We start from the raw sequence: 20,615 nt of genomic DNA, 5'->3' as shown, positions 1-20,615 counted from the left end.
TCCGTTTCAACCGGCCTGCCCGGCTGCCAGTATCGTGGTCAGCCTGGGATCGGCCGGCGGACCGTAAATACAGGAAACGCCGGCGGGATCATAGATCTTTGCAACACAGGCATTGCAACTGTCGCACGCCGAACGTGTCACCGCGCCGGTTCGCCAGTGTTCGGCCAGTGCGGGATCATGGATCAGCGCGCGCGCCAGGGCAACGCAGTCGAAGCCCTCGCCCAACAGTTGCCGCACATTGTCCAGCGACTTCACGCCGCCAATATAGGCCAGCGGCATCCGCACCGCCTGGCGGATCACCCGGGAGGCCTCGAGGAAATACAGTTCACGGAACTTCAGCTCGCGCGGGGTACGCTTTTCCAGAATCGAAATGGCGAGCCTGGCCAGCGCGTGCGGCGCCGCGGCTTTCATCTGCGCCGTCGGCATCGCACTGCCAAACAACACCCACGGGCTTTCGACATTGCGTCCGCCACTCAGCGTCAGCAGGTCAGCCCCCTCCCTCTCCAGGATGCGCGCCGTGATGGCAGAATCCGCCGCCGCGTTGCCGCCGGGCACACCGTCAACCACACTCAGTTTGCAGCACACCGCCAACTCCGCCCCGACGGCATCCTTGACGTGGCGTAGTACCATCGCCGGGAAGCGCGTGCGGTTTTCCACGTCACCGCCAAAACGGTCGCGCCGCCGGTTGCTGAGCGGAGACAGGAACTGATTGAGCAAATAGCCGTGCCCCATGTGGATCTCAACCGCGTCGAAACCCGCCTCCCGCGCGAGGCGCGCAGCATCGGCGAACTGCGTGGCGACCCGGGACATATCGCTCTCGCCCATGGCGCGCTGGAAATACACGCCATACATCATGCCGAAGGCATTCAAGCCAGCCGATGCGGTCAGCGGGGCACGGCTCCCGCCGTGCCGCATCATCGTAAACGAGCCGGCATGCGTAATCTGCAGGCAAGCCGCAGCGCCCTCTCGATGCACGGCGTCGGTCAGCACCCGCAGATGCGGTACGGCCTCGCGGGTCAGAACGAGCTGATGCGAGAAGGTCAGCCCCTCCTGCGCGACGGCAGCATACGCGACTACCGTCATGCCGATGCCGCCGGCAGCGATATCCCGGTGATGCTTGACCAGCGCCCGTGTCGGCAATCCTTGCGGTGTCATGCCCTCATTCGCACCTGCCTTGATCAGGCGGTTGCGCAACGCAAGGGGGCCGATCCGGATCGATGAAAACGGCGATCCATCAGTCGGGGTCTGCTGCGACATCTTATTCTCCTTCCGGCGCGATTCCATGTCGCGCCTGGCACGCCGCGCCTTGCCCCATGCAGCAGAGCAGCCGGCTACTATCGTTTGATTATTGCCCCGCGGCCTTGCACGGCCATCAGCGGGACGCCATGTCGAATCGCGAGGTATGCGCTATGCATTGTAAGCGTCCGGCGCGTTCGATTTTCTGCAAATTCCCCAAGGGATGTTGGATCTGGCCGACGCGGCGGTTCAGGCCGCGTCCGACTTGAGCGGGCGCCCTTCGCCACCGACCATCTTGCCCACGCGAGCGTCCGCGCCGCGTGCTTTGCTGCCGGCCGGCCGGCGTTCCTCCTCTTCCACGCCCAGCCAGCTCGCCAGCGCCGGCAACAGGAAGACTGCGCCGAACAGGTTGACCATGAACATGAAGGCCAGCAGGATGCCCATGTCCGCCTGGAACTTGAGCGCCGCGAAGGCCCATGTACCCACCCCGATGCACATCGTCATGGCGGTGAACAAGGCGGCGTTGCCACGCTGGCGCATGGCCTCGGCAAACGCCTGCGGCAGGCTCTGCCCCTCATGGCGCAACTGATGCTGCATACGCTCATAGAGATAGATGCCATAGTCCACGCCAACCCCTACGCCCAGCGTGATCACCGGCAGCGTCGATACCTTCAGGCCGATCCCCAACGATGCCATCAGCGCACTGCAAAGGACGGACACCAGCGTCAGCGGCACGATGATGCACAGCACGGCCCGCCAGGAACGGAAGGTCAGCAGGCACAGCAGCGTGATGGCGCCAAAGATGGCCAGCAGCATGGTCACCTCGGCTTCGTCCACCGCTTCGTTGGTGGCAGCCATCACGCCGATATTGCCGCCGGCGAGGCGGAACGCCACGTTCGGCGTCTTGTCTGCGGCAATTAGGTGCTGAATCTCCTTAACGATATGGGCAATGGTGGCGCCTTCGTGATTGGCGGTGTAGATCAGCACCTGGATGGCCTGGCAGTTCGCGGTGTTCATGCCGTTCTCAGGATCGAAGGCTTTGGCGCCCTGGGTCAGGCCATCGCTATTGCGCGGCAGCGCCTCCCAGCGTGGATTGCCTTCGTTGAAGGCGCCGATCATCACTTTGGCAAGCGACGGCACGCTCACCACCGATTGCACGCCCGCCACACCGCGCAGGTTCATCTCGAAGCGCTCCACCGCGCTCATCACCGGATAGTGCAGGCAAGCGTCGTCAAAGCCTTTGGGTTCCACCACCACCGTGAGCACGTCCACGCCGATGTTGTACTGGCCGACGATCTGCGCGTTATCGCGGTTATAGCGCGAGTCCGCGCGCAGTTCCGGGGCACCGTTACCGATATCGCCGACCCTTAATCCCCGTGACTGCACCGCACCGAACGCCAACAGCGCCAGCGACACGCCGAACACCACCAGCGCCGGCCCCGGGCGGGCAAAGTGGCCGAACCGGTTCCAGAAGGTGCCATGCCGCCCGGCACGCGCCCTGGCAGCCGCCACCACGCGGGGCTCCAGGCGCGTGTACGACAGCAGCAGCGGCAGGAACACCTTGTTGGTGACGATCATCAGCAATACGCCGAGGCATGCGGTAATGCCCAGCTCACGCACGATCTCGATCTCGATGCGCATGATGACCATGAAACCCAGCGCGTTGGTCAGCAAGGCCACGGTGCCGGGGAGAAACAGCTTGCAGAAGGCCGCGCGCGCGGACTCGACCGGGTCATTGCCCAGCACCACTTCCTGTTTCCAGGCATTGGTCATCTGCACCGCATGCGAGACGCCGATGGAGAAGATCAGGAACGGCACCAGAATGGACATGGGGTCGATGCCGTAGCCCAGCAGCGGCAGCAAGCCGAGCAGCCAGCCCACCGGCAGCAGCGCAACCACCAGCGCCAGCAGGGTAATGCGCAGCGAACGCGTGTAGAAGAACAGCATCAGCGCCGTCACAGCAAAGGCCAGCGCGAAGAACACCATGACCCCGGCAATGCCGTCTTCCACATCGCCGACAAGCTTGGCGAAGCCGATAATGCTCACTTCCACATCCGTGCCGCCCAGGCCGGTGCGGATTTGCTCCAACTGGCGTGCCACTTTGCCGTAGTCGAGGGCCTTGCCCGTAGCGGGATCCACATCGCTCAGATCGGCGCGGATCAGCGCGGACTTCAGGTCATTGCTTACCAGCCGGCCAATCTGGCCTGAGCGCGCCGCGTTGCGGCGTACCTGGTCGAGCTGCTCCGGGGTCCCGGAGTATCGGCCCGGTACCACCACATCCCCCCGGAATCCCACCTCGGTCACCTCGGTGTAGCGCACGTTCGGCGTAAACAGCGAGAACACATGTGAACGGCGCACGCCTGGGATAAAGAACACATCGTCGGTGGCACGACGCAGCTTGTCCATGAAAGCCGGGTTGTAGATGTCGCCTTCGCCCTTCCAGCGCAAGCTGATCAGCACGGTATTGGCCCCGGAGAACGTGCCGGCATACTTGGTGAACACCTGCATATAGGGATGCTGCAGCGGGATCATCTTGTTGAATCCCGGATCGAGCCGCAGGCGCGTGGCGGACAAGCCCATCGCCATGGTCATCGCCAGGCACAGCACCAGCAACAGGCGGCGGCGCCGGATCAACAGGTCCGCGCAATGCGCGACGAAGCGGCTCAGGCGGGTGGTGGGGGCCCGGGGGCCGGGGATTTCGGGGCGGGTCATGGCGTTCTCGCTTCTATGCAATGCGATGAGGTGCTAAGCGCTGCTGCTGCGGCGGGGAGAGGATCAGGGCGCGGCATCCGGGGTCAGCGTGAAGCGGGCAATCCCCGCGTTGCCGGCCAGCGTCAGGGCATTCCCCCCGGCGGCAGGAATGAGCGCAGCCAGCGTCTGTGCGCTGCCGCCCGCCACCGGCTTGAAATGGCGCCCGCCGTCCGCCGAGACGGCCAGCATGCCGCCCTGGCCGGCGACCGCGATGCGGCCGTCGGCCAGTTGCACGCCACCGAAGAACGAGGTCTTGAGCCCCACCTCGGCGGCCTCCCAGCTCGCGCCGAAGTCGGCGCTGCGCAGCACGTTGCCGCGCATGCCATAGACCAGCCAGGCGCCATCACGCAGCGGCAGCACGCCGTAGAGCGAGCCCGCGTAGGGCATCTTGACCGCTTCCCAGGTGCCGCCGCCATCGGCGGAGCGCAGCACCAGGCCGCTCTCGCCTACCAGCATCAGGCGGGCCTGATGATCACCGGCAATGCCGTTCAGGTGCTTGTCCTGCATCAGCGGCGTGGCTGCGGACTGCCAGTGCCTGCCCTGGTCGTGCGACACCAGGAAGCGCCCGAAGCTGCCGATGGCGAACCACGGGCTAGTCGCCTGGCCCCAGACCCCCAGCAGGGGGTCCGACTGTGCCGCATCGAAGGCCACCTGCTGCCAATGCTCACCGCCGTCGGTGGTGCGCAAGATCCAGCCGCTGTGGCCGACCGCCACGCCGACCTTGTCGTCCTTGCCGCCGGCAAAGGCAAGCTGCGTGAGCGCGGCGCCGTGCTCCGGCGTCACGCTGGCGAGCCGCCAGTGCGCACCTTCGTCATCGCTGAGCAAGATCGTGCCGCGCTCGCCGACCGCCACCAGGCGGTCGCCGGACCGGGCGATGCCATTGAACTGCAGCCGATCCGCCCGCAGCGCGGTGGCGGCGAAGGCAGGCAGGGGCCGCGGCGAGAAGGACCATGCCGCGGCAGCCAATACCGTCAGCGACATGGCGATGCCAATCACTTGTTTCATTGTCGTCTCCTCCGTGCCGGGGGCATGGCCGGCCTTGTGCTGGCCGTTCGCACTGCCACCGGCAATGGCCGCTACAGCACGTCGAACAGCGCGGCAGCGCCCATGCCGCCGCCGACGCACATTGTCACCACCGCGTGCGCAGCCCCGCGCCGGCGCGCTTCGAGCAAGGCGTGCGCGGTCATGCGCGCGCCCGACATGCCGAACGGATGCCCGATCGCGATGGCGCCGCCATTGACGTTCAGCCGCGCGTCGGGAATGCCGAGCGTGTCCCGGCAGTACAGCACCTGGCAGGCAAAGGCTTCATTGAGCTCCCAAAGCCCAACGTCCTTGACCGTCAGGCCGTGACGCGCCAGCAGCTTGGGCACGGCGAACACCGGGCCGATGCCCATCTCGTCCGCCGCGCAGCCGGCCACGGCCATGCCGCGATAACGGCCCAGCGGGCGCAAGCCGCGGCGCTCGGCCTGCTCGCGGCTCATCAGCAACACGGCGGCGGCGCCGTCCGACAGTTGGGAGGCATTGCCGGCGGTGATGTGGAGCCCTTGCGGCACCGCGTGCCCGCCACTCCATACCGGCTTGAGCGCGGCCAGGCTGTCGGCGCTGGTATCGGGCCGGTTGCATTCGTCCAGCGCGAGGCGCACGGTCTCGTGCCCGGTGAGCGCGCCCGCCTTGTCGAACAGCGCGCGGCGCGTCTCCAGCGGCACGATCTCGTCGTCGAACAAGCCCTGGCGCTGCGCCTCGGCGGTGCGCTGCTGGCTGCGCAGCGCGTACTCGTCCTGCGCGGCCCGGGCAATGCCATAGCGTTGCGCCACCACTTCAGCGGTCTCGATCATTGCCATATAGGCGTCCGGCTGCCGGGCCAGCACCGCCTCGGATTGCGCGCGATAGGCGTTCTTGTGCTTGTTCTGCGTCAGCGAGATCGACTCGGCGCCGCCGGCCACCACGATGTCGGCCTCGCCGCAGATGATGCTCTTCGCGGCCGTGGCGATGGTCATCAGCCCCGACGAACACATGCGGTCCATGGTCATGCCCGGCACGCTATCGGGCAGGCCCGCCGCCACCGCGCACAGCCGGCCCAGGTTGTAGCCCTGCGTGCCCTGCTGCGCGGCGGCGCCGATCAGTACATCGTCGACCTCGGCCGGGTCGATGCCCGCCCGCTCCACCACGGCGCGCACCACGTGCCCACCCAACGCCGGCGCCTCGGTATCGTTGAAGGCGCCGCGGAATGCCTTGCCGATGGGCGTACGCGCCACGGCGACAATGACTGCTTCTCTCATGCTGCTTTCCTTGGAAGGATCAAAAGTAATAGCGGCTGATGGTGTCGGCCACGCAAGCGGGCTTATCCTCGCCCTCGATTTCCACGCTCACGCGCACCACCGATTGCACGCCGCCGGGCAGCGGCTCTGCGCGCACGAGTTCGGCCACGCCGCGCAGCCGCTTGCCGACCCGCACCGGCGCCGGGAAGCGCACCTTGTCGCAGCCGTAGTTGACGCCCCAGCGCAGGTTTTCCACCGCCAGGATCTCCGGCAGGAACTGGTTGACCAGCGACAGGGTGAGATAGCCGTGCGCAATGCAAGCGCCGAAGGGGCCCTGCGCGGCGCGCTCGGGATCCACGTGCAGCCATTGGTGGTCGCCCGTGGCCTCGGCGAAGCCGTCGATGCGCTCCTGCGTGATGACGGTCCAGGCGCTGTGGCCCAGTTGCTCGCCCACGGCGCGCAACAGCGCCTCGGCGGAATTGAATATTCGTGTCATGGCTCTCCTTCCTTCGCTTCTTGCCCTGCAACCGCTAAGCCCGCTGACTGCTGACAGGCAACACTTCGCCCGTCATATACGACGCATAGTCGCTAGCCAAAAACACCATCACATTCGCCACCTCCCACACCTCGGCCGCCCGCCCGAACGCCTCGCGCGAGGCCAGGTCCCGCAGCAGTTCCGCCGGCGCCGACTTCCGCAGGAAATCGTGCAAGGCGATACTCGGCGCCACCGCATTGATGCGCACGCCAAACTCCGCGGCCTCCACCGCGCTGCAGCGGGTCAGCGCCATCACGCCGGCCTTGGCGGCGGCGTAATGGGCCTGCTCCTTCTGCGCCCGCCAGCCCAGCACCGAAGCGTTGTTGACGATCACGCCGCGCCGGCGCGCCTGCATATGCGGCAGCACGGCCCGCGTCATGCGGAAGGTGCCGGTAAGCGTAATGTCGAGCACCCGAGACCATTCGGCATCGTCCATCTCGACTATGCGGCGCGAGCCGCCCAGCCCGGCGTTGTTGATCAGCACATCGGTGCCGCCCAGGGCCTCCTCGGCCGCCGCCACCAGGGACCGCACGTGGGCCTGGTCGGAGACGTCGCAAAGCTGGCCATGGATCGCCTGCAGGCCGGTCTCGGCGCGCAGGGTTGCCACCGCCTCGTCGAGCCGCTTCTCGTGGATGTCGGAGATCATCAGCGCGCGGCAGCCCTCCTCCGCGCAGCGCCGTGCCGCAGCGAAGCCGATGCCCGCGCCGGCGGCGGCGGTGATCAGCACGCTCTTGCCGGCCAGCAACTGGTGGCCGGCCACATAGGCTGGCGGGGAGATCGGGGTGCCGGCCATGGCCGGTTGCTTGTCTGCCATTTCAGTCATGACTGTCCTCTGGCCTCGCGGGGCATGCCCAGCCCGCGCTCGGCGATGATGTTGAGCTGGATTTCGTTGGTACCGGCGTAGATGGTGTCGGCGCGCGAGAACAGCGCCATCTGCTGCAGGCGCGTGCGGCGCACGTCCGCTTCGTCGATCCGGTTGGCGTTGGGGCCAAGCACGTCGAGCGCGAGCTGGCCCAGGTCACGGTGCCAGTTCGACCAGTAGTACTTGTAGATCAGGGTTTCGCGCTGCAGCGCCGCGCTGGCATCGCCGGCACCGCCCTGCTCCGCGCCTTCCAGCATGCGCAGCGCGTTGTAGCGCATCACCCGCAGGCCGGCCCAGGCGCGCGCCATGCGCTGGCGCAGCGCCGCGTCCTGCCAGGCGCCGTTGGCGCGCGCGGCCTCGGCGATCCAGCCAAGCTCGTGGGTGAACTGCATCTGCTGGCCCAGGGTGGAGATGCCGCGCTCAAAGCCCAGCAGCGCCATGGCGATGCGCCAGCCGTCGCCCGGCGCGCCCAGCACATCGCCGGCGGCGGCGCGCGCGCCATCGAAGAACACCTCGTTGAACTCCACACCGCCACCMATCTGGCGGATCGGGCGGATCTCCACGCCCGGCTGCGCCAGCGGCATCAGCAGGAAGACCAGGCCCTTGTTGCCGCGCGACGCCGGATCGCAACGCGCCAGCACAAAGATCCAGTCCGACTCATGCGCCAGCGAAGTCCACACCTTCTGCCCGCTCACGCGCCAGTCCCCGGTGGCAGGATCGCGCTCGGCGCGGGTGCGCACATTGGCGAGATCCGAGCCGGCGCCCGGCTCCGAGTAGCCCTGGCACCAGAACTCCGTGCCGTTGCGGATGCCCGGCAGGAAGCGGGCCTGCTGCGCTTCGCTGCCGAAGGCGATCAGCGTGGGACCGATCAGCCCTTCGCCGATATGGCCCATGCGGCCGGGGCCGCCGGCACGCGCGTACTCCTCCTGGAAGATCACCTGCGACATCACCGGCAAGCCGCGCCCGCCGTGCGCCTGCGGCCAGCCCACGCAGGTCCAGCCACCTTCAGCCAGGCGGCGCTCCCAGGCCTTGCGCAGCCCAGGATGCGCCTCTTCGTCGCCGGGGCCGCCGCGATGCTTCAGGCAGTCGAATTCGCCGCTCAAGTTGGCGAACATCCAGTCCGCCACCTCCGCGCGCAGTTGCGCTTCCCCGGCGGAGGCATTTTGGTTTTCCATCGAATCCATGCTTATCCTTGCGCTGCTGATATGGCTCATGCGCCCAACAGGCCGTCGGCGATCCGGGCGAGCGCGGCGGCAGCGCCCCCCAGCCAGCCGCCGGCGGCCTGCGCGCGCTTGAAATAGAGCTGCGGGTCGTACTCCCAGGTAAAGCCCACGCCGCCATGCAACTGGATGGCCTCCTGGGCGCAGAAGCCAAAGGCATCGCCGGCGGCAAGGCGCGCCGCGGCGACATCGAGCCTGGCTGCATCCATCGCGCCACCTGCCGCGCCCGCCTGCCAGGCGCGCGCGGCGCCGTGCACCGCGGAGCGCGCGGCTTCCACCGCCACCATCATCTGCGCGCAGCGGTGCTTGACGGCCTGGAAGGCGGCGATCGGCCGGCCAAACTGGATGCGCTCGGCGGCATAGGCCACGGTGAGGTCGAGGCATTGCTGGGCGCCGCCAAGCTGCTCGGCGGCGAGCATCAGGCTGCCGTGCCACACCGCGGCGCCTACGCCCGCCGCCACCCCGGCGCCTTGCGCCAGGCAAGCCTTAGCCTCCACGTGCAGCCCGTCGAAGACGAGATCGGCCAGCGGGCGGGTACGGTCCAGCACGTCCAGCCGGCGCAGCCCGAAGCCTGTCTGGCCTGCCAGCGCTGCGGTTTGCAGCAGGAACAGCGCCGGCTGCCCTGCCGCGTCGCCGGACAGGCGCGCGGGCACCAGCAGCCAGTCCGCGCCTGCTGCATCGAACACCTGCGCAAGCTGCCCGTCCAGCACGAAGCCATCCCCGGCCGCGGCGGCAGTGACGGTCAGCGCATCGGCATCGAGCAAGCCGTCCGCGCCGGGCGCCATCCAGGCAGGCAAGGCGAGCGCGGCCCGCGCCTCGCCCTGCGCCAGCCGCGCCAGCCACGGCGCGGCGGCCTCGGGCGAGAGGCTCCCCGCCAGCGCCGGGGCCGCCAGGCAGATGGCCGACCAGTACGGCACGCAGGCCAGCCGCTGGCCCATCTGCTCCATCAGCAGCGCCAGTTCGACAGTGCCCAGCCCGGCGCCGCCGGCCGCCTCCGGCAAGGCGATGCCACACCAGCCCAGCTCGCCGGCCATTTCCCGCCACAGGGCGGTGTCATGGCCGTCCCGCGCCGCGTCCGCAACCGCATCCACCACCCGCCGGACCGCCGCCGAATCGCTGCGCACGGCCAGGAAATCGCGCGCGGAGTCGCGGATCATTTGTTGTTCCAGGGAGAGCGTGAAGCGCATCGTCCGTCCTCGCCTCAGGTACCGTAGACGCGTTGCGCGGGCTCGGCGCGGGCGAGCAGCGCGTCGATCGCGCCCCCCAGCTCGGCCGCTTGCCAGCGCGCGCCCTTGTCGGTGCTCACGCCGGTGCGCCAGCCGTCCGCCACCGCCACCATGCCGCCCGCCGCCTCGAACACGCGGCCGGTGACATGGCGCGAGGCCGGGCTGCCAAGCCAGACCACCAGCGGCGCGATATTGGCCGGGTCGTAGTAGTCGAAGCCTTCGGCCGGTGCTTTCATCATCTCCGCGAATACGCCTTCGGTCATGCCGGTGCGGGCCGCCGGCGCGAGCGCATTGGCGGTGATGCCATAGCGCTCCAGTTCCGCGGCCTGCACCAGCGTCAGCGCGGCAATGCCGGCCTTGGCGGCGGCGTAGTTGGACTGGCCCACCGAGCCTTGCAGCCCCGCGCCGGAGCTGGTGTTGACGATGCGCGCATCGACCGGCCGCCCGGCCTTGGCCGCGTCGCGCCAGCGCCGGGCCAGCAGGTTGGCCAGGCAGAAGTGGCCGCGCAGGTGCACGCGCATCACATCGTCCCAGTCTGCCTCGCTCAGGCTGACGAACATGCGGTCGCGGCAGATGCCGGCGTTGTTGACCAGCACGTGCACCTCGCCGAAGGCCGCCAGCGCGGCATCGACGATGCGCTGGGCCGAGGCCAGTTGCGTGATGTCGTCGTCGCTGGCAAGTGCCTGCCCGCCCTGCGCGCGGATCTGCGCGCATACCGCCTCGGCCGCCTCGCGGCGAATATCGTTGACCACTACGCTGGCGCCTTCGGCGGCGAAGGCCAGCGCGTAGGCGCGCCCCAGGCCGCCGCCGGCGCCGGTGATGATGACGGTCCGTCCGTCGCAGATTCCCATGTCGCTACTCCCCTTATCCGTTGCTTGCGCCAATGCCCCGGGAACCCTGCTCACAGGCGCTCGATGATGGTGACGTTGGCCAGGCCGCCGCCCTCGCACATGGTCTGCAGGCCATAGCGGCCGCCCGTGCGCTCCAGTTCGTGCAGCAGCGTGGTCATCAGCCGCGCGCCGGTGGCGCCCAGCGGATGCCCCAGCGCGATGGCGCCGCCGTTCGGGTTGGTGCGCTCGGCCGGGTAGCCCGTCTCGGCCAGCCAGGCCATCGCCACCGAAGCGAACGCCTCGTTGATCTCCACCACGTCGATGTCTTCCCAGCGCAGGCCGCTGCGCGCAAGGGCGCGTTTCGTGGCGGGAATGGGCGCGGTCAGCATCCACAGCGGGTCGTCGCCCATCACGCTCATATGGGCGATGCGCGCGCGCGGCGTGAGCCCGTAGCGCTTGAGCGCATCTTCGGAGACCACCAGCAATGCCGCCGCCGCGTCCGCGGTCTGGCTGGAAACGGCGGCGGTCAGTGCACTGCCGGGCATCAGCGGTTCGAGCGATGCCATCTTGGCGAGCGTGGTATCGGGCCGCGGCGTCTCGTCGTGGACCACGCCTTCGCAAGGCACGATCTCGCGCTGGAAGCGGCCGCTCTCGATGGCCATGGCAGCGCGCTGGTGGCTTTGCAGCGCATAGGCTTCCATCGCCTCGCGCGACAGATTCCAGTGCCCGGCGATGCGCTGCGCGGCGTCGAACTGCGACACCGGCTGGTCGCCGAAGCGCGCCTGCCAGCCCTTGCTGCCGGAGAACGGATCGGAGAAGCCAAGCGCCTGCCCGGCCAGCATGGCCGACGAGATCGGGATCTGCGTCATGGTCTGCACGCCGCCGGCGACGACCACGTCCTGATTGCCGCTCATCACCGCTTGCGCGGCGAAGTGCACGGCCTGCTGCGACGAACCGCACTGGCGATCCACGGTCACGCCGGGCACGGCGAGCGGCAGCCCCGCGGCCAGCCAGGCGCTGCGGGCGATATTGCCGGCCAGCGGCCCGATGGTGTCGACGCAGCCGAACACCACGTCGTCATACTCCGCGGCCGGGATGGCGTTGCGGCCCACCAGTTCGGCCAGCACGAAGCCGCCAAGGTCGGCCCCGTGCATGTGCGCCAGGCCACCCTTGCGGCGTCCGGTTGGGGTGCGCAGCGCGTCGACGATATATGCGTCTCTCATGGTCATTCCGCCTGTCAAAGTGTTGATGCCAAGTTGGCTGTGGTGGCAAAGGTGGCGCCGGCGCCGATCGGCACGGCCGCCCCGAGGATGTGCGCGTCCACGCGCGCCTTGTGGAAGGCCCGGTCACCCCAGCTATCGGCCAGGGCCCAGGCGCGCTTCATGAAGATCTGCAGGTCCAGCTCCCAGGTGTAGCCCATGGCGCCGTGCACCTGCATGGTGTTGCGCGCCGCGAGCAGCGCGGCGCGCGTGGCGGCCAGCAGCGCGTGCGACACATGCAGCCCGGCGGTGCCATGGCCTTGCGCCAGCGTGCAGGCCGCGCGGTACACCACCGGCTTGGCGAATTCGTGCTGGATGGCGACATCCGCCAGCAGGTGCTTGAGCGCCTGGTTGGCGCCGATGGCCTTGCCGAACTGCTTGCGCTGGATGCTGTAGTCGATAGCGATATCCAGCATGCGCTGCGTCAGCCCGAGCATCTGCGCGGCGACGCCGAGCGCCCCGCGGTTGAACGCGGCTTCCCACACGGGCTTCGCGGCCGTCGCGGGCAGCAGCAGGCTGCCGTCGTCCGGCGCCCAACTGAGCGCGAAGAGCCGGCGTGAGGGATCGAGGCTCGCGTGCGCGGCGAGCGTGGCCTGCGCCGGCGGCACCAGGTGCAGCGCGCCGCCGTGCTCGCAGAGGATGGCGTCGGCGACATGGGCGTCGGCCACCATGGCTTGTCCCGGATGCGCCACCGCCACGCGCACGCTGCCGTCCGCGATGCGGCCCAGCCAGCTTTCGCAGCGTTCGCGGGTGCTTGTGTCCTGCGTGGCGGCGTGGCAGTCCGACAGCATGCCGGCCGCCACCAGCGCGGTGTCCAGCAGCGGCTCGGCCAGGGCGAAGTAGCCACACTCCTGCGCCAGCGGCGCCCATTCGGTTTCGGACAGGCCCAGGCCGCCGCAAGCCTCCGGCACCAGCACCGCCGTCAGGCCCTGCCCGGCCAGCCGCTGCCAAAGCGCGTCGGAGCGGCCGCTTGCGCTGCTCCATTGTTCCCGCGCCAGTTCCGGCGTCATTTCGATCATCAGGAAGCGCCTGATCGAATCGACGAACTGTTGCTGCTCTTCGTTAAATGCGAATTCCATCGTGGTTCACGGTTAGGTCGGGGGACGATGCCGGAATGTCTGCCGCCGCGCGCTCAGGCGCGCGGCATCCCCAGCATGCGTTCGGCGACGATGTTGCGCTGGATCTCATTGGTGCCCGCGTAGATCGGCCCGGCCTGCGCGAACAGGAAGCCGTCCAGCCACGCACCGAGCGTGCCTTGCGCCGCGTCTTGCGCGGGCACCAGTTCGCCCCGCTGGCCAAGGATCGCCAGCGCGGTTTCGTGCATGCGGATATCCAGCTCGGACCAGAACACCTTGTTGGTGCTGGACTCCGCGCCGATATGCCCGCCCTTGACCAGCCTGCTGGCGGTGGCGTAGGTGGATAGCGCATAGGCCTCGGCATCCATCCACGCGCGCGTGACCGCTTCGCGCAGCGAGGGATCGCGGTCGGCCTGTTCCCGATGCGCGAGATAAAGTTGCACCAGCGCCCGCGCGGTCTCCTGGAAGCGCGCCGGCGAGCGCAGCATCAGCCCGCGCTCGAAACCGGCGGTGGCCATCGCCACTTGCCAGCCGGCACCCTCCGCCGCCAGGCGGTTCTCCGCCGGCACCCGCACATCGTCGAAAAAGATCTCGGCAAAGCCGGTCAGGCCGTTGAGCTGGCGGATGGGTCGCACCGTGATGCCTGGCGTATCCAGGGGCATCAGCAGGAAAGTCAAGCCGTGGTGGCGCGACGAACCGGGATCGGTGCGGAACAGGCCGAACAGCCAGTCGGCCCAGACCGCGCGGGTCGACCAGATCTTCTGCCCGTTGAGCACGTACTCATCACCCTGCCGGATGGCGGTGCAGCGGATCGCGGCCATGTCGGAGCCCGCGTTCGGCTCCGACCAGCCCTGCGCCCACACGTGCTCGCCGGCGGCCATGCGTGGCAGGAAGCGCGCCTTCTGCTCCGGCGTGCCGAACTCCATCAAGGTCGGCCCGAGCAGGAAGATGCCGTTCTGGTTGACGCGCATCGGCGCACCGGCCCGCCAGTACTCCTCCTCGAAGATCAGCCATTCGATCAGGTCGCAGCCGCGTCCGCCCAGTTCCTTGGGCCAGGTGACCATGCTCCAACGCCCCTCGTACAGGGTGCGCTCCCAGTCGCGATGCTGCGCGAAGCCTTCGGCAGTGTCGAAGCTGGCCAGCGGCGCGCGCGGCACGCGTTCGGCCAGCCACGCACGGATCTCGGCCCGGAAGGCCTGCTGGCGTTCGGTGTATTCGAGATGCATCTGGCAACCTCAGGCGTTGACGGTGGAAGCCTGCGCCGCGAAGCGCGCCTCGCGCCCTTCCACGAAGGCGGCGCGCGCCTCGTCGGAATCCGCGCTCATATAGGCTTGCAGCGTGAAGCCCTGCTCCCAGCGGTACTTGTCCTCGAGGTTGCCGTCCTCCACGCCGTTGAGCGCCTCCTTGGCCAGGCGCACCATGGCCGGGCTCTTCCGGGCGATCCGCCACGCCATCTCCAGTGCGGTATCGCGCAGTGCCGTGCGCGGCACCACCCGCTCCACCGCGCCCAGGCGGTAGGCTTCGGCGGCGTCGATCATGTCGCCGGTGAAGTACATCGCCCGCACTTTCTGCACGCCAAACATGCGCTGCAGGTGGGCACCGCCACCCATGGCGCCACGGTCGATCTCCGGTACGCCGAAGCGCGCGCACTCGGCGGCGATCAGGATGTCGGCCGCCCCGCAGATACCGATGCCGCCGCCGAGCACGAAACCGTGCACCGCCGCGATAACAGGCTTTGGATTGCGGTGGACCGCGCGGAAGGTAGCGTAGTTGCCAGCGTTGACCTCCACGATGCGCTGCGGGTGCGCCGCCAGCTCCTTGATGTCGACCCCGGCGCAGAAGCCGCGCCCCTCGCCGCGCAGCACGATCACGCGCACGGCTTCATCCCCGCCGAGCCGCTCGATCGCTGCCGCCAGCGCATGCCAGCCTGCACAATCCAGCGCGTTGACCGGGGGATGGGCGATCGTCAGTTCCGCTACGCCGTCCCGCACCTCGATGTGGAAGGGCTGGGTCCCGTCCTGTGCTACGGGCTCGCTTGATCTCGTCGTTGTCATGAACGTCTGCCTTCAATGGATGGCTTGGATGGGATTGCTGCGTTCCGGCCTGGCGCTGGCTGGTTCGGCCAGGGCGGCCAGGCGCGCCTGGGCCTGCGCAGCGATGCCGGCAACGATCTGTTCGCAGGATTCAATGGCGCCGATGGCCGCTGCGGCCTGTCCGCTCGGCAGCACGCCTTCGTCGGGATGGCCTTCGACCATGGCGCGCTGGATCAGCACGGGCGCGTTGGCCGCCATCAGCGTCTGCGCCGCGGTGTAGTCGTGCTGGCGCAGCGCGCGCCAACCCACTGCCAGCATCTGGGCGAGCCCCATGCCGCTGCGCTGGCGCCACTGGCGGGCGGTAGCCAGCGCCATCAGCGTGCGGCGCAGCGGTCCAGCCTGCTCCAGCGCCAGCAGCAGGCGGTTGTCGATCATGCGCTGCGGCAGGCCGTCGATGGCGAGCGAGACACGGATCTGCGCCGCGTCCCGGACTGCCAGGTAACGCGCCAGCGTCTGCGCCGGCACCGGCGACTCGCCGGACATCAGAAAGCGCGTGCCCATGGCGATGCCCGCCGCGCCGTAGGCCAGCGCCGCCGCCAGCCCGCGGCCGTCGAAGAAGCCGCCCGCAGCCACCACCGGCACCACCACCTTGTCCAACACTTGCGGCAGCAGCAGCGTGGTGGGCGTGCCACCCGTATGCCCGCCGCCCTCCCCGCCCTGCACGGTCACCACGTCGGCGCCCAGCTCCACGGCCTTGGCGGCGTGCTTGGCCGCGCCCACGGTAGGCATGCACACCACGCCCGAGGCCTTGAGCCGGCCGATCATCGCCGCGTCCGGCCCGCGCCCGTAGCTGACCGCGCGCAGCCGGTGGCGGATGGCCATCTCGACTACCTCATCAGCGTTGGGCTGGAACATGTGGAAGTTGATGCCGAAGGGCTGGCCCGTGAGCGCCTTCACCCGCAGGATCTCCTGCTCGACTTCGCCCGGCTCGATGGTGGCGCCGGCCAGGAAGCCGAAGGCCCCGGCATTGCTGGTGGCGGCCACCAGGCGGGCATCGGCCACCCAGCCCATCGCGGTCTGCACGATCGGGTAGCGGCAACCCAGCAAGTCGCACAGCACGGTATGCAGGGGCGCGCCGCTCATGCTGCTTTCTCCTCGCCGGTGCGTTGCGATGCCGCCATGGCGCGTGCGTCGAAGCCGCCCAGCTTGTCGCCGCTGACCAGTTCGTTGTGGGCGTGGGCGAAGTGGTGCCAGGCAAAGGCGGCATCCATGGCCGCGCGCTTGCCCTGCAGTTCTTCGACGTGATTGATCGCCTGCTTGGTGAGGCTCAAGCCCAGCCGCGGCATCTGCGCGATCTTGGCCGCCATGCCCTGCACGGCGGCATCCAGCGCCTCGCGCGACACCACGCGGTTGACCATGCCCATCTGGTAAGCGCGCCGGGCATCCATGCGCTCGCCCATGAAGAGGAATTCCTTGGCGATGCGCGGATTGAGCTCGTAGGCGTGCGCGAAATACTCCACGCCCGGAATGCCCATGCGCACCACCGGATCGGCGAAGAAGGCATCGTCAGACGCCACGATCAGGTCGCACACCCAGGCCAGCATCAGGCCGCCGGCAATGCAGGCGCCGTGCACCATGGCGATGGTCGGCTTGGGCAGGTCGCGCCAGCGCCGGCACATGCCGAGATAGACCTCCTGCTCGCGGGTATAAAGCATCTCGCCGCCCGGCTTGCCCACATGGTCTGGCCAAAGCGAGACGCGGGCGAACGACTCGCCGATGTCGCGGCCCGGCGTGCCGATATCGTGCCCGGCCGAGAAGTGCTTGCCGGCGCCGCGCAGGATCACGACCTTGACCGCATCGTCGGCAGCCGCGCGCCGGAACGCCTCGTCCAGCGCGTAGGTCATCTTGGAGTTCTGCGCGTTGTGGTATTGCGGCCGGTTCATGGTGACGGTGGCCACGCCGTCGGCCGCCTCAAAGAGCACCTCGGCGTTGGGGCCCAGCCCGAGAGATTCGGTGGCTTGCGATGACATGGTGTTCCTCACGCGGTGCGAACGGCGGGGTTCTCGCGCACGATGGTGGCGCGCAGGTTGTGCGGATCGAGCCTGACGATGACGGCCAGCTCCTCCGCGGTGGGCGCCGCGGTCTGCGGCAGGATTTCGCCGGAAGCGTTGGCCAGTGCGAAGCCTGTGGCCGCCCGCACCTGGTCCAGGCTCACGCCGGGATGCAGCGAGTGCACGCGGATCGCGTGATCGGGACCGGTGAAGTCCATCACGCACAGGTCGGTCACGATCACCCGCAGGTCGACAAAGCGGCGCATGCCTTCGATCTGGCGCGCCGGGTTATAGCCCACGCTGCACACCATATCGACCTCGCCGGCGACAAAGGCGCGCGGGCTGTGCGCCGGCACAAAGAAGGAGTTGGCATGATGGATGCTGTTGCCGGGAAAGCCGCGTGCGCCGAGCAACTGCTTCTTTGGCTGCGCGTGGGTGCCGCCAAGCATGGAGATATTGGCCTGGCCGAAGCGGTCGATCTGGGTGGGCATCACCAGCGCATGCCGGCGCCCGCCCCACAGGCAGTCGAATACGCGCGCATAGCCCATCCAGCCGCTGGCGCGCACCTTGAAGCCCGGCGCGCGGCGACCCAGCGGCACCGGCTCTTCCACCAGGTAGGCTTCGCCGTCGGTCAGCATCAGGCCGGGGTTGTGCAGCAACCGCGCCAGCCCGGCCGCGATGCGCGGGCCGGTGCCGATGCCGGTGGCCATGACTTCGCCGTCGTCGCGCCAGGCGCGGGCCGCGGCGGCGATCATCAGTTCGGCGAGGGTGAATTGTTGAGTGGCGCTCACGATGGCTCCTTCTCCTTGTGACGGGTTCAAAGGACCGGCAACGGCAGGTCCAGCACGTGGCCCATGCCACCGATCTTGTCCAGGTAGCCGGCTTCGGTGTCGCCGATCACGTCCTTGCGGTAGGTGGCGAAGCCCGCCTCCTGCTCGGCGCTGGCGCAGTAGGCCTTCAGCTGCGGCAGGTCAAAGCCATAGGCAGGCCCGCAGGAAGTGGGATGCGCGCCGCCCGGCGTGTGCACCACGCCGCTGACAAGCGCGCGCTCGAAGGGGTTGTTGCGTGCCCGCGCGAGGTCTTCGTCCTCCAGGCGGTCGTGCAGGACCTCGCAGCTCACATAGCACTGGCCGGCCGCCCGCGCGAACCATTCGTCGAAGAAGGGATCGGGGCCGTCGATACGGGTGTTGCCCAGCACATCGCTCTCGTTGACATGCAGCAGCGCGGCGTCCAGCGCGATGGCCGGCATCGCCAGCAACACTTCGCCATCGGCGTAGGGCGAGCGGACGGTCTTGAGTTCGGGGTTGCAAGCCAGCACGTCGGTCCCGAGCCCGGCGCGCGTCGGCAGGAACGGCAGGCGCGCAGCGGCGGCGCGCAAGCCGAGCTGCAACATGCCCTCGTCGAGCTCCCATACGTCGATCTCCCCGCGCTCGCGGGCCGCGCGGAAATGCGGCTCCAGCGGGATCACGTCGAGCGAGACGAAGCCGAACACCACCTTGCGCACCTTGCCGGCAGCGCACAGCATGCCGACTTCCGGGCCGCCGTAGGCCACTACGGTGAGATCCTTCAGCGGCGAGCGCAGGATCTCCCGCACCAGCGCCATCGGCTTGCGGCGGGGCCCCCAGCCACCGATGCCGATGGTCATGCCATCGGCAAGGCGGCCGGCCACTTCGGCCGCGGTCATGGTCTTGTCCAGTGTCTTGAGCATAGTTCTAGCGATATCCGATGCTGAAATCGTGGCCCCACAGGCTGACCCGGGTGGCCTCGTAGGCGGCATGCTGGCTCCAGTCGACCACCAGCCCGCCGTAGCCGTACTCGAGGTCGAAGCCGCCGGGCGTCTTCATGTAAAAGGAAACAACGCGATCGTTGCAGTGCTGGCCCAGCGTGGCCGAGAGCGCCACGCCATGCTGCTGCGCGCGGTCGAGCGCGCGGCCCACCTCCGTCATGTCCTGCACCTCGGCCATTACATGGATGCAGCCGCTGGGCGCTGGCGCCTCGAAGATGGCCAGGCTGTGGTGCCGCCCGTTGCCGCAATGCAGGAAGTGGATGCGCTTCTCCGTCTCCGCCGGATCCGTGGTGAAGCGCGCGCGGAAGATATCCGACAGGCCGAAACCCATCACATCGCGCAGGAAGGCATAGGTTTCGTCGAAGGCGGGGGCCGGCAGCACGGAGTGCCCTGCGCCCAGCGGATCGGTGACGAAGCACGACACGCCGATGGGCGAGACAAAACGCAGGAAGTCCGAACGCATGCCCCAGAAGATCTCGTGCCGGTTGCCGGAAGGATCGGTGAACCAGGCCATGGCCTGCGCGCGCCGCTGGATGCGCTCGGTCTCGCTGGCATGCGTGACTTCCACGTTGGCCGCACGCAACGTGGCGAGTGCGTGGATGAAGGCCGCCTCGCCGGCCAGCTCCCAGCCCGATGCCAGGTAGCGGTCCTGCTTGCCGGGCACGATCAGGTAGCGGTAGTCGCGCTCGTCCATCTTGAGGTAGAGCGCGCCATGGGGCGCGGTGGTGCACGCCATGCCGAGCACTTGCTCGCCGTAATGGCGCCAGCGTTCGGTGTCGGTGGACTCGACCACGATATAGCCGAGCGCTCGGATGTCCATCATGCTGCCTCCTCGCTGTTCTTGGAATTCATTTGCTGCCGCGTTGGGTGCGGCAGGTTGGTGAAGCCATTGTTCAGCGGAAGCGGGATGCGGGCATCGTCTGTTGGGACTAGCCGGGGGGATTGGTTTGCGGTCTCTAGCCCCGCTGACGCGGGGAGCGTTTGTTTTGGGCGGTGTTTTAGCGCTTGTAGCTGCTGGCGCGGCTGTACGGGGTTGGCCGTTTTAGAACGTGTGAGATGTCACTTCTCTTTACTCGTAAAGAGAAGTAACCAAGAGAAAGCGATCCTTGCAGGAGGCTGGCTTATTGGGGTCACGTAGCCCAGTGGTTTCGTCGTCAGGCCCTGGGTTCCAATGGACTCGTGCCGTAACCGGTTCAGAGCACCACGACCCAGCCGATGCCCAGGGATTCGTGGTGGTCCCCCCGGTAGCGGCCACCACGAACTTCAAGCCGTCTGTCGCCCGCCGAGTGACTGGCCACGAAGTTGCAAGCGTCCCGTTTCCGTCGTGGGCGCGGTGGCACCGAATTGATAGGCCGAAGAATTCTTCCACCGCGCCCACCCCACCACGAAACCATCACGGCGTGACATATCGTGACACTTTGCACCGGTACCGGCAGATGGATGAATGAGCAGGGATGCCGCTACCGAGCAGCCTCACCACGAAACCAGCGCC

The 20,615-nt window shown here is 68.4% G+C and carries 18 protein-coding genes; all 18 read right to left on the bottom strand.

Annotation, left to right across the window (positions count from 1 at the left end):
* Positions 1-6 precede the first annotated feature (6 nt).
* Positions 7-1,257, bottom strand: coding sequence for an NADH:flavin oxidoreductase (locus tag AC1DQR_RS29450; protein WP_416052997.1), 1,251 nt, complete (start codon positions 1,255-1,257; stop codon positions 7-9).
* Positions 1,258-1,485: 228 nt separating this feature from the next.
* The gene (locus tag AC1DQR_RS29445) at positions 1,486-3,948 is read right to left on the bottom strand and encodes an efflux RND transporter permease subunit (RefSeq protein ID WP_477134261.1); all 2,463 of its coding nucleotides are present in this window, start codon (positions 3,946-3,948) and stop codon (positions 1,486-1,488) included.
* A gap of 63 nt (positions 3,949-4,011) precedes the next feature.
* Positions 4,012-4,992 (bottom strand): WD40/YVTN/BNR-like repeat-containing protein, encoded by a 981-nt coding sequence (locus AC1DQR_RS29440; protein ID WP_477134260.1) that lies wholly within the window; start codon positions 4,990-4,992, stop codon positions 4,012-4,014.
* A gap of 71 nt (positions 4,993-5,063) precedes the next feature.
* The gene (locus AC1DQR_RS29435) at positions 5,064-6,266 is read right to left on the bottom strand and encodes an acetyl-CoA C-acyltransferase (protein ID WP_416053000.1); all 1,203 of its coding nucleotides are present in this window, start codon (positions 6,264-6,266) and stop codon (positions 5,064-5,066) included.
* 19 nt (positions 6,267-6,285) lie between these two features.
* On the bottom strand, positions 6,286-6,741 hold the full coding sequence (locus AC1DQR_RS29430; protein ID WP_416053001.1) for a MaoC family dehydratase: 456 nt from the start codon (positions 6,739-6,741) through the stop codon (positions 6,286-6,288).
* A 34-nt stretch (positions 6,742-6,775) separates the two neighbouring features.
* Positions 6,776-7,594 (bottom strand): SDR family oxidoreductase, encoded by an 819-nt coding sequence (locus AC1DQR_RS29425; protein WP_416053287.1) that lies wholly within the window; start codon positions 7,592-7,594, stop codon positions 6,776-6,778.
* A gap of 5 nt (positions 7,595-7,599) precedes the next feature.
* Positions 7,600-8,817, bottom strand: a complete 1,218-nt coding sequence (locus AC1DQR_RS29420) for an acyl-CoA dehydrogenase family protein (RefSeq protein ID WP_477134259.1) — start codon at positions 8,815-8,817, stop codon at positions 7,600-7,602.
* Between the two features lie 35 nt (positions 8,818-8,852).
* Entirely contained in the window at positions 8,853-10,019 is a 1,167-nt protein-coding gene (locus tag AC1DQR_RS29415) for an acyl-CoA dehydrogenase family protein (protein WP_477134258.1), read from the bottom strand.
* Positions 10,020-10,063: 44 nt separating this feature from the next.
* Complete coding sequence (locus AC1DQR_RS29410; RefSeq protein WP_416053004.1) at positions 10,064-10,939, bottom strand: SDR family oxidoreductase; 876 nt, start codon at positions 10,937-10,939, stop codon at positions 10,064-10,066.
* Positions 10,940-10,989: 50 nt separating this feature from the next.
* Entirely contained in the window at positions 10,990-12,141 is a 1,152-nt protein-coding gene (locus AC1DQR_RS29405) for an acetyl-CoA C-acetyltransferase (protein WP_416053005.1), read from the bottom strand.
* A gap of 14 nt (positions 12,142-12,155) precedes the next feature.
* Positions 12,156-13,256 carry an acyl-CoA dehydrogenase family protein gene (locus AC1DQR_RS29400; RefSeq protein WP_416053006.1) on the bottom strand — a complete coding sequence of 367 codons (1,101 nt, stop codon included), beginning with the start codon at positions 13,254-13,256 and terminating at the stop codon, positions 12,156-12,158.
* 53 nt (positions 13,257-13,309) lie between these two features.
* Positions 13,310-14,479, bottom strand: a complete 1,170-nt coding sequence (locus AC1DQR_RS29395) for an acyl-CoA dehydrogenase family protein (RefSeq protein ID WP_416053007.1) — start codon at positions 14,477-14,479, stop codon at positions 13,310-13,312.
* A 9-nt stretch (positions 14,480-14,488) separates the two neighbouring features.
* Complete coding sequence (locus tag AC1DQR_RS29390; RefSeq protein WP_477134257.1) at positions 14,489-15,307, bottom strand: enoyl-CoA hydratase family protein; 819 nt, start codon at positions 15,305-15,307, stop codon at positions 14,489-14,491.
* 12 nt (positions 15,308-15,319) lie between these two features.
* Positions 15,320-16,429 carry a nitronate monooxygenase gene (locus AC1DQR_RS29385; protein WP_416053009.1) on the bottom strand — a complete coding sequence of 370 codons (1,110 nt, stop codon included), beginning with the start codon at positions 16,427-16,429 and terminating at the stop codon, positions 15,320-15,322.
* On the bottom strand, positions 16,426-17,316 hold the full coding sequence (locus AC1DQR_RS29380; protein WP_416053010.1) for an enoyl-CoA hydratase: 891 nt from the start codon (positions 17,314-17,316) through the stop codon (positions 16,426-16,428). Before AC1DQR_RS29380 ends, AC1DQR_RS29385 begins: the two co-directional genes overlap by 4 nt.
* A gap of 8 nt (positions 17,317-17,324) precedes the next feature.
* Positions 17,325-18,128, bottom strand: a complete 804-nt coding sequence (locus tag AC1DQR_RS29375) for a CoA-transferase subunit beta (RefSeq protein WP_477134256.1) — start codon at positions 18,126-18,128, stop codon at positions 17,325-17,327.
* A 26-nt stretch (positions 18,129-18,154) separates the two neighbouring features.
* Positions 18,155-19,045: a CoA transferase subunit A gene (locus AC1DQR_RS29370; RefSeq protein ID WP_477134255.1), complete on the bottom strand. Its 891-nt coding sequence runs from the start codon at positions 19,043-19,045 to the stop codon at positions 18,155-18,157.
* A gap of 4 nt (positions 19,046-19,049) precedes the next feature.
* Positions 19,050-19,946, bottom strand: coding sequence for a VOC family protein (locus AC1DQR_RS29365; protein WP_416053012.1), 897 nt, complete (start codon positions 19,944-19,946; stop codon positions 19,050-19,052).
* Between the last annotated feature and the right edge of the window lie 669 nt (positions 19,947-20,615).

It is taken from the genome of Cupriavidus sp. 05L411 (assembly GCF_056398045.1).
This window is presented reverse-complemented; position numbering and strand designations above follow the sequence as displayed.

Coding starts and splice junctions, on each gene's coding strand:
- AC1DQR_RS29450 (WP_416052997.1), bottom strand. CDS start 1,257: ATGTCGCAGCAGACCCCGACTGATGGATCGCCGTTTTCATCGATCCGG.
- AC1DQR_RS29395 (WP_416053007.1), bottom strand. CDS start 14,479: ATGCATCTCGAATACACCGAACGCCAGCAGGCCTTCCGGGCCGAGATC.
- AC1DQR_RS29390 (WP_477134257.1), bottom strand. CDS start 15,307: ATGACAACGACGAGATCAAGCGAGCCCGTAGCACAGGACGGGACCCAG.
- AC1DQR_RS29410 (WP_416053004.1), bottom strand. CDS start 10,939: ATGGGAATCTGCGACGGACGGACCGTCATCATCACCGGCGCCGGCGGC.
- AC1DQR_RS29435 (WP_416053000.1), bottom strand. CDS start 6,266: ATGAGAGAAGCAGTCATTGTCGCCGTGGCGCGTACGCCCATCGGCAAG.
- AC1DQR_RS29400 (WP_416053006.1), bottom strand. CDS start 13,256: ATGGAATTCGCATTTAACGAAGAGCAGCAACAGTTCGTCGATTCGATC.
- AC1DQR_RS29440 (WP_477134260.1), bottom strand. CDS start 4,992: ATGAAACAAGTGATTGGCATCGCCATGTCGCTGACGGTATTGGCTGCC.
- AC1DQR_RS29365 (WP_416053012.1), bottom strand. CDS start 19,946: ATGATGGACATCCGAGCGCTCGGCTATATCGTGGTCGAGTCCACCGAC.
- AC1DQR_RS29385 (WP_416053009.1), bottom strand. CDS start 16,429: ATGAGCGGCGCGCCCCTGCATACCGTGCTGTGCGACTTGCTGGGTTGC.
- AC1DQR_RS29415 (WP_477134258.1), bottom strand. CDS start 10,019: ATGATCCGCGACTCCGCGCGCGATTTCCTGGCCGTGCGCAGCGATTCG.
- AC1DQR_RS29425 (WP_416053287.1), bottom strand. CDS start 7,594: ATGGCAGACAAGCAACCGGCCATGGCCGGCACCCCGATCTCCCCGCCA.
- AC1DQR_RS29430 (WP_416053001.1), bottom strand. CDS start 6,741: ATGACACGAATATTCAATTCCGCCGAGGCGCTGTTGCGCGCCGTGGGC.
- AC1DQR_RS29405 (WP_416053005.1), bottom strand. CDS start 12,141: ATGAGAGACGCATATATCGTCGACGCGCTGCGCACCCCAACCGGACGC.
- AC1DQR_RS29445 (WP_477134261.1), bottom strand. CDS start 3,948: ATGACCCGCCCCGAAATCCCCGGCCCCCGGGCCCCCACCACCCGCCTG.
- AC1DQR_RS29370 (WP_477134255.1), bottom strand. CDS start 19,045: ATGCTCAAGACACTGGACAAGACCATGACCGCGGCCGAAGTGGCCGGC.
- AC1DQR_RS29380 (WP_416053010.1), bottom strand. CDS start 17,316: ATGTCATCGCAAGCCACCGAATCTCTCGGGCTGGGCCCCAACGCCGAG.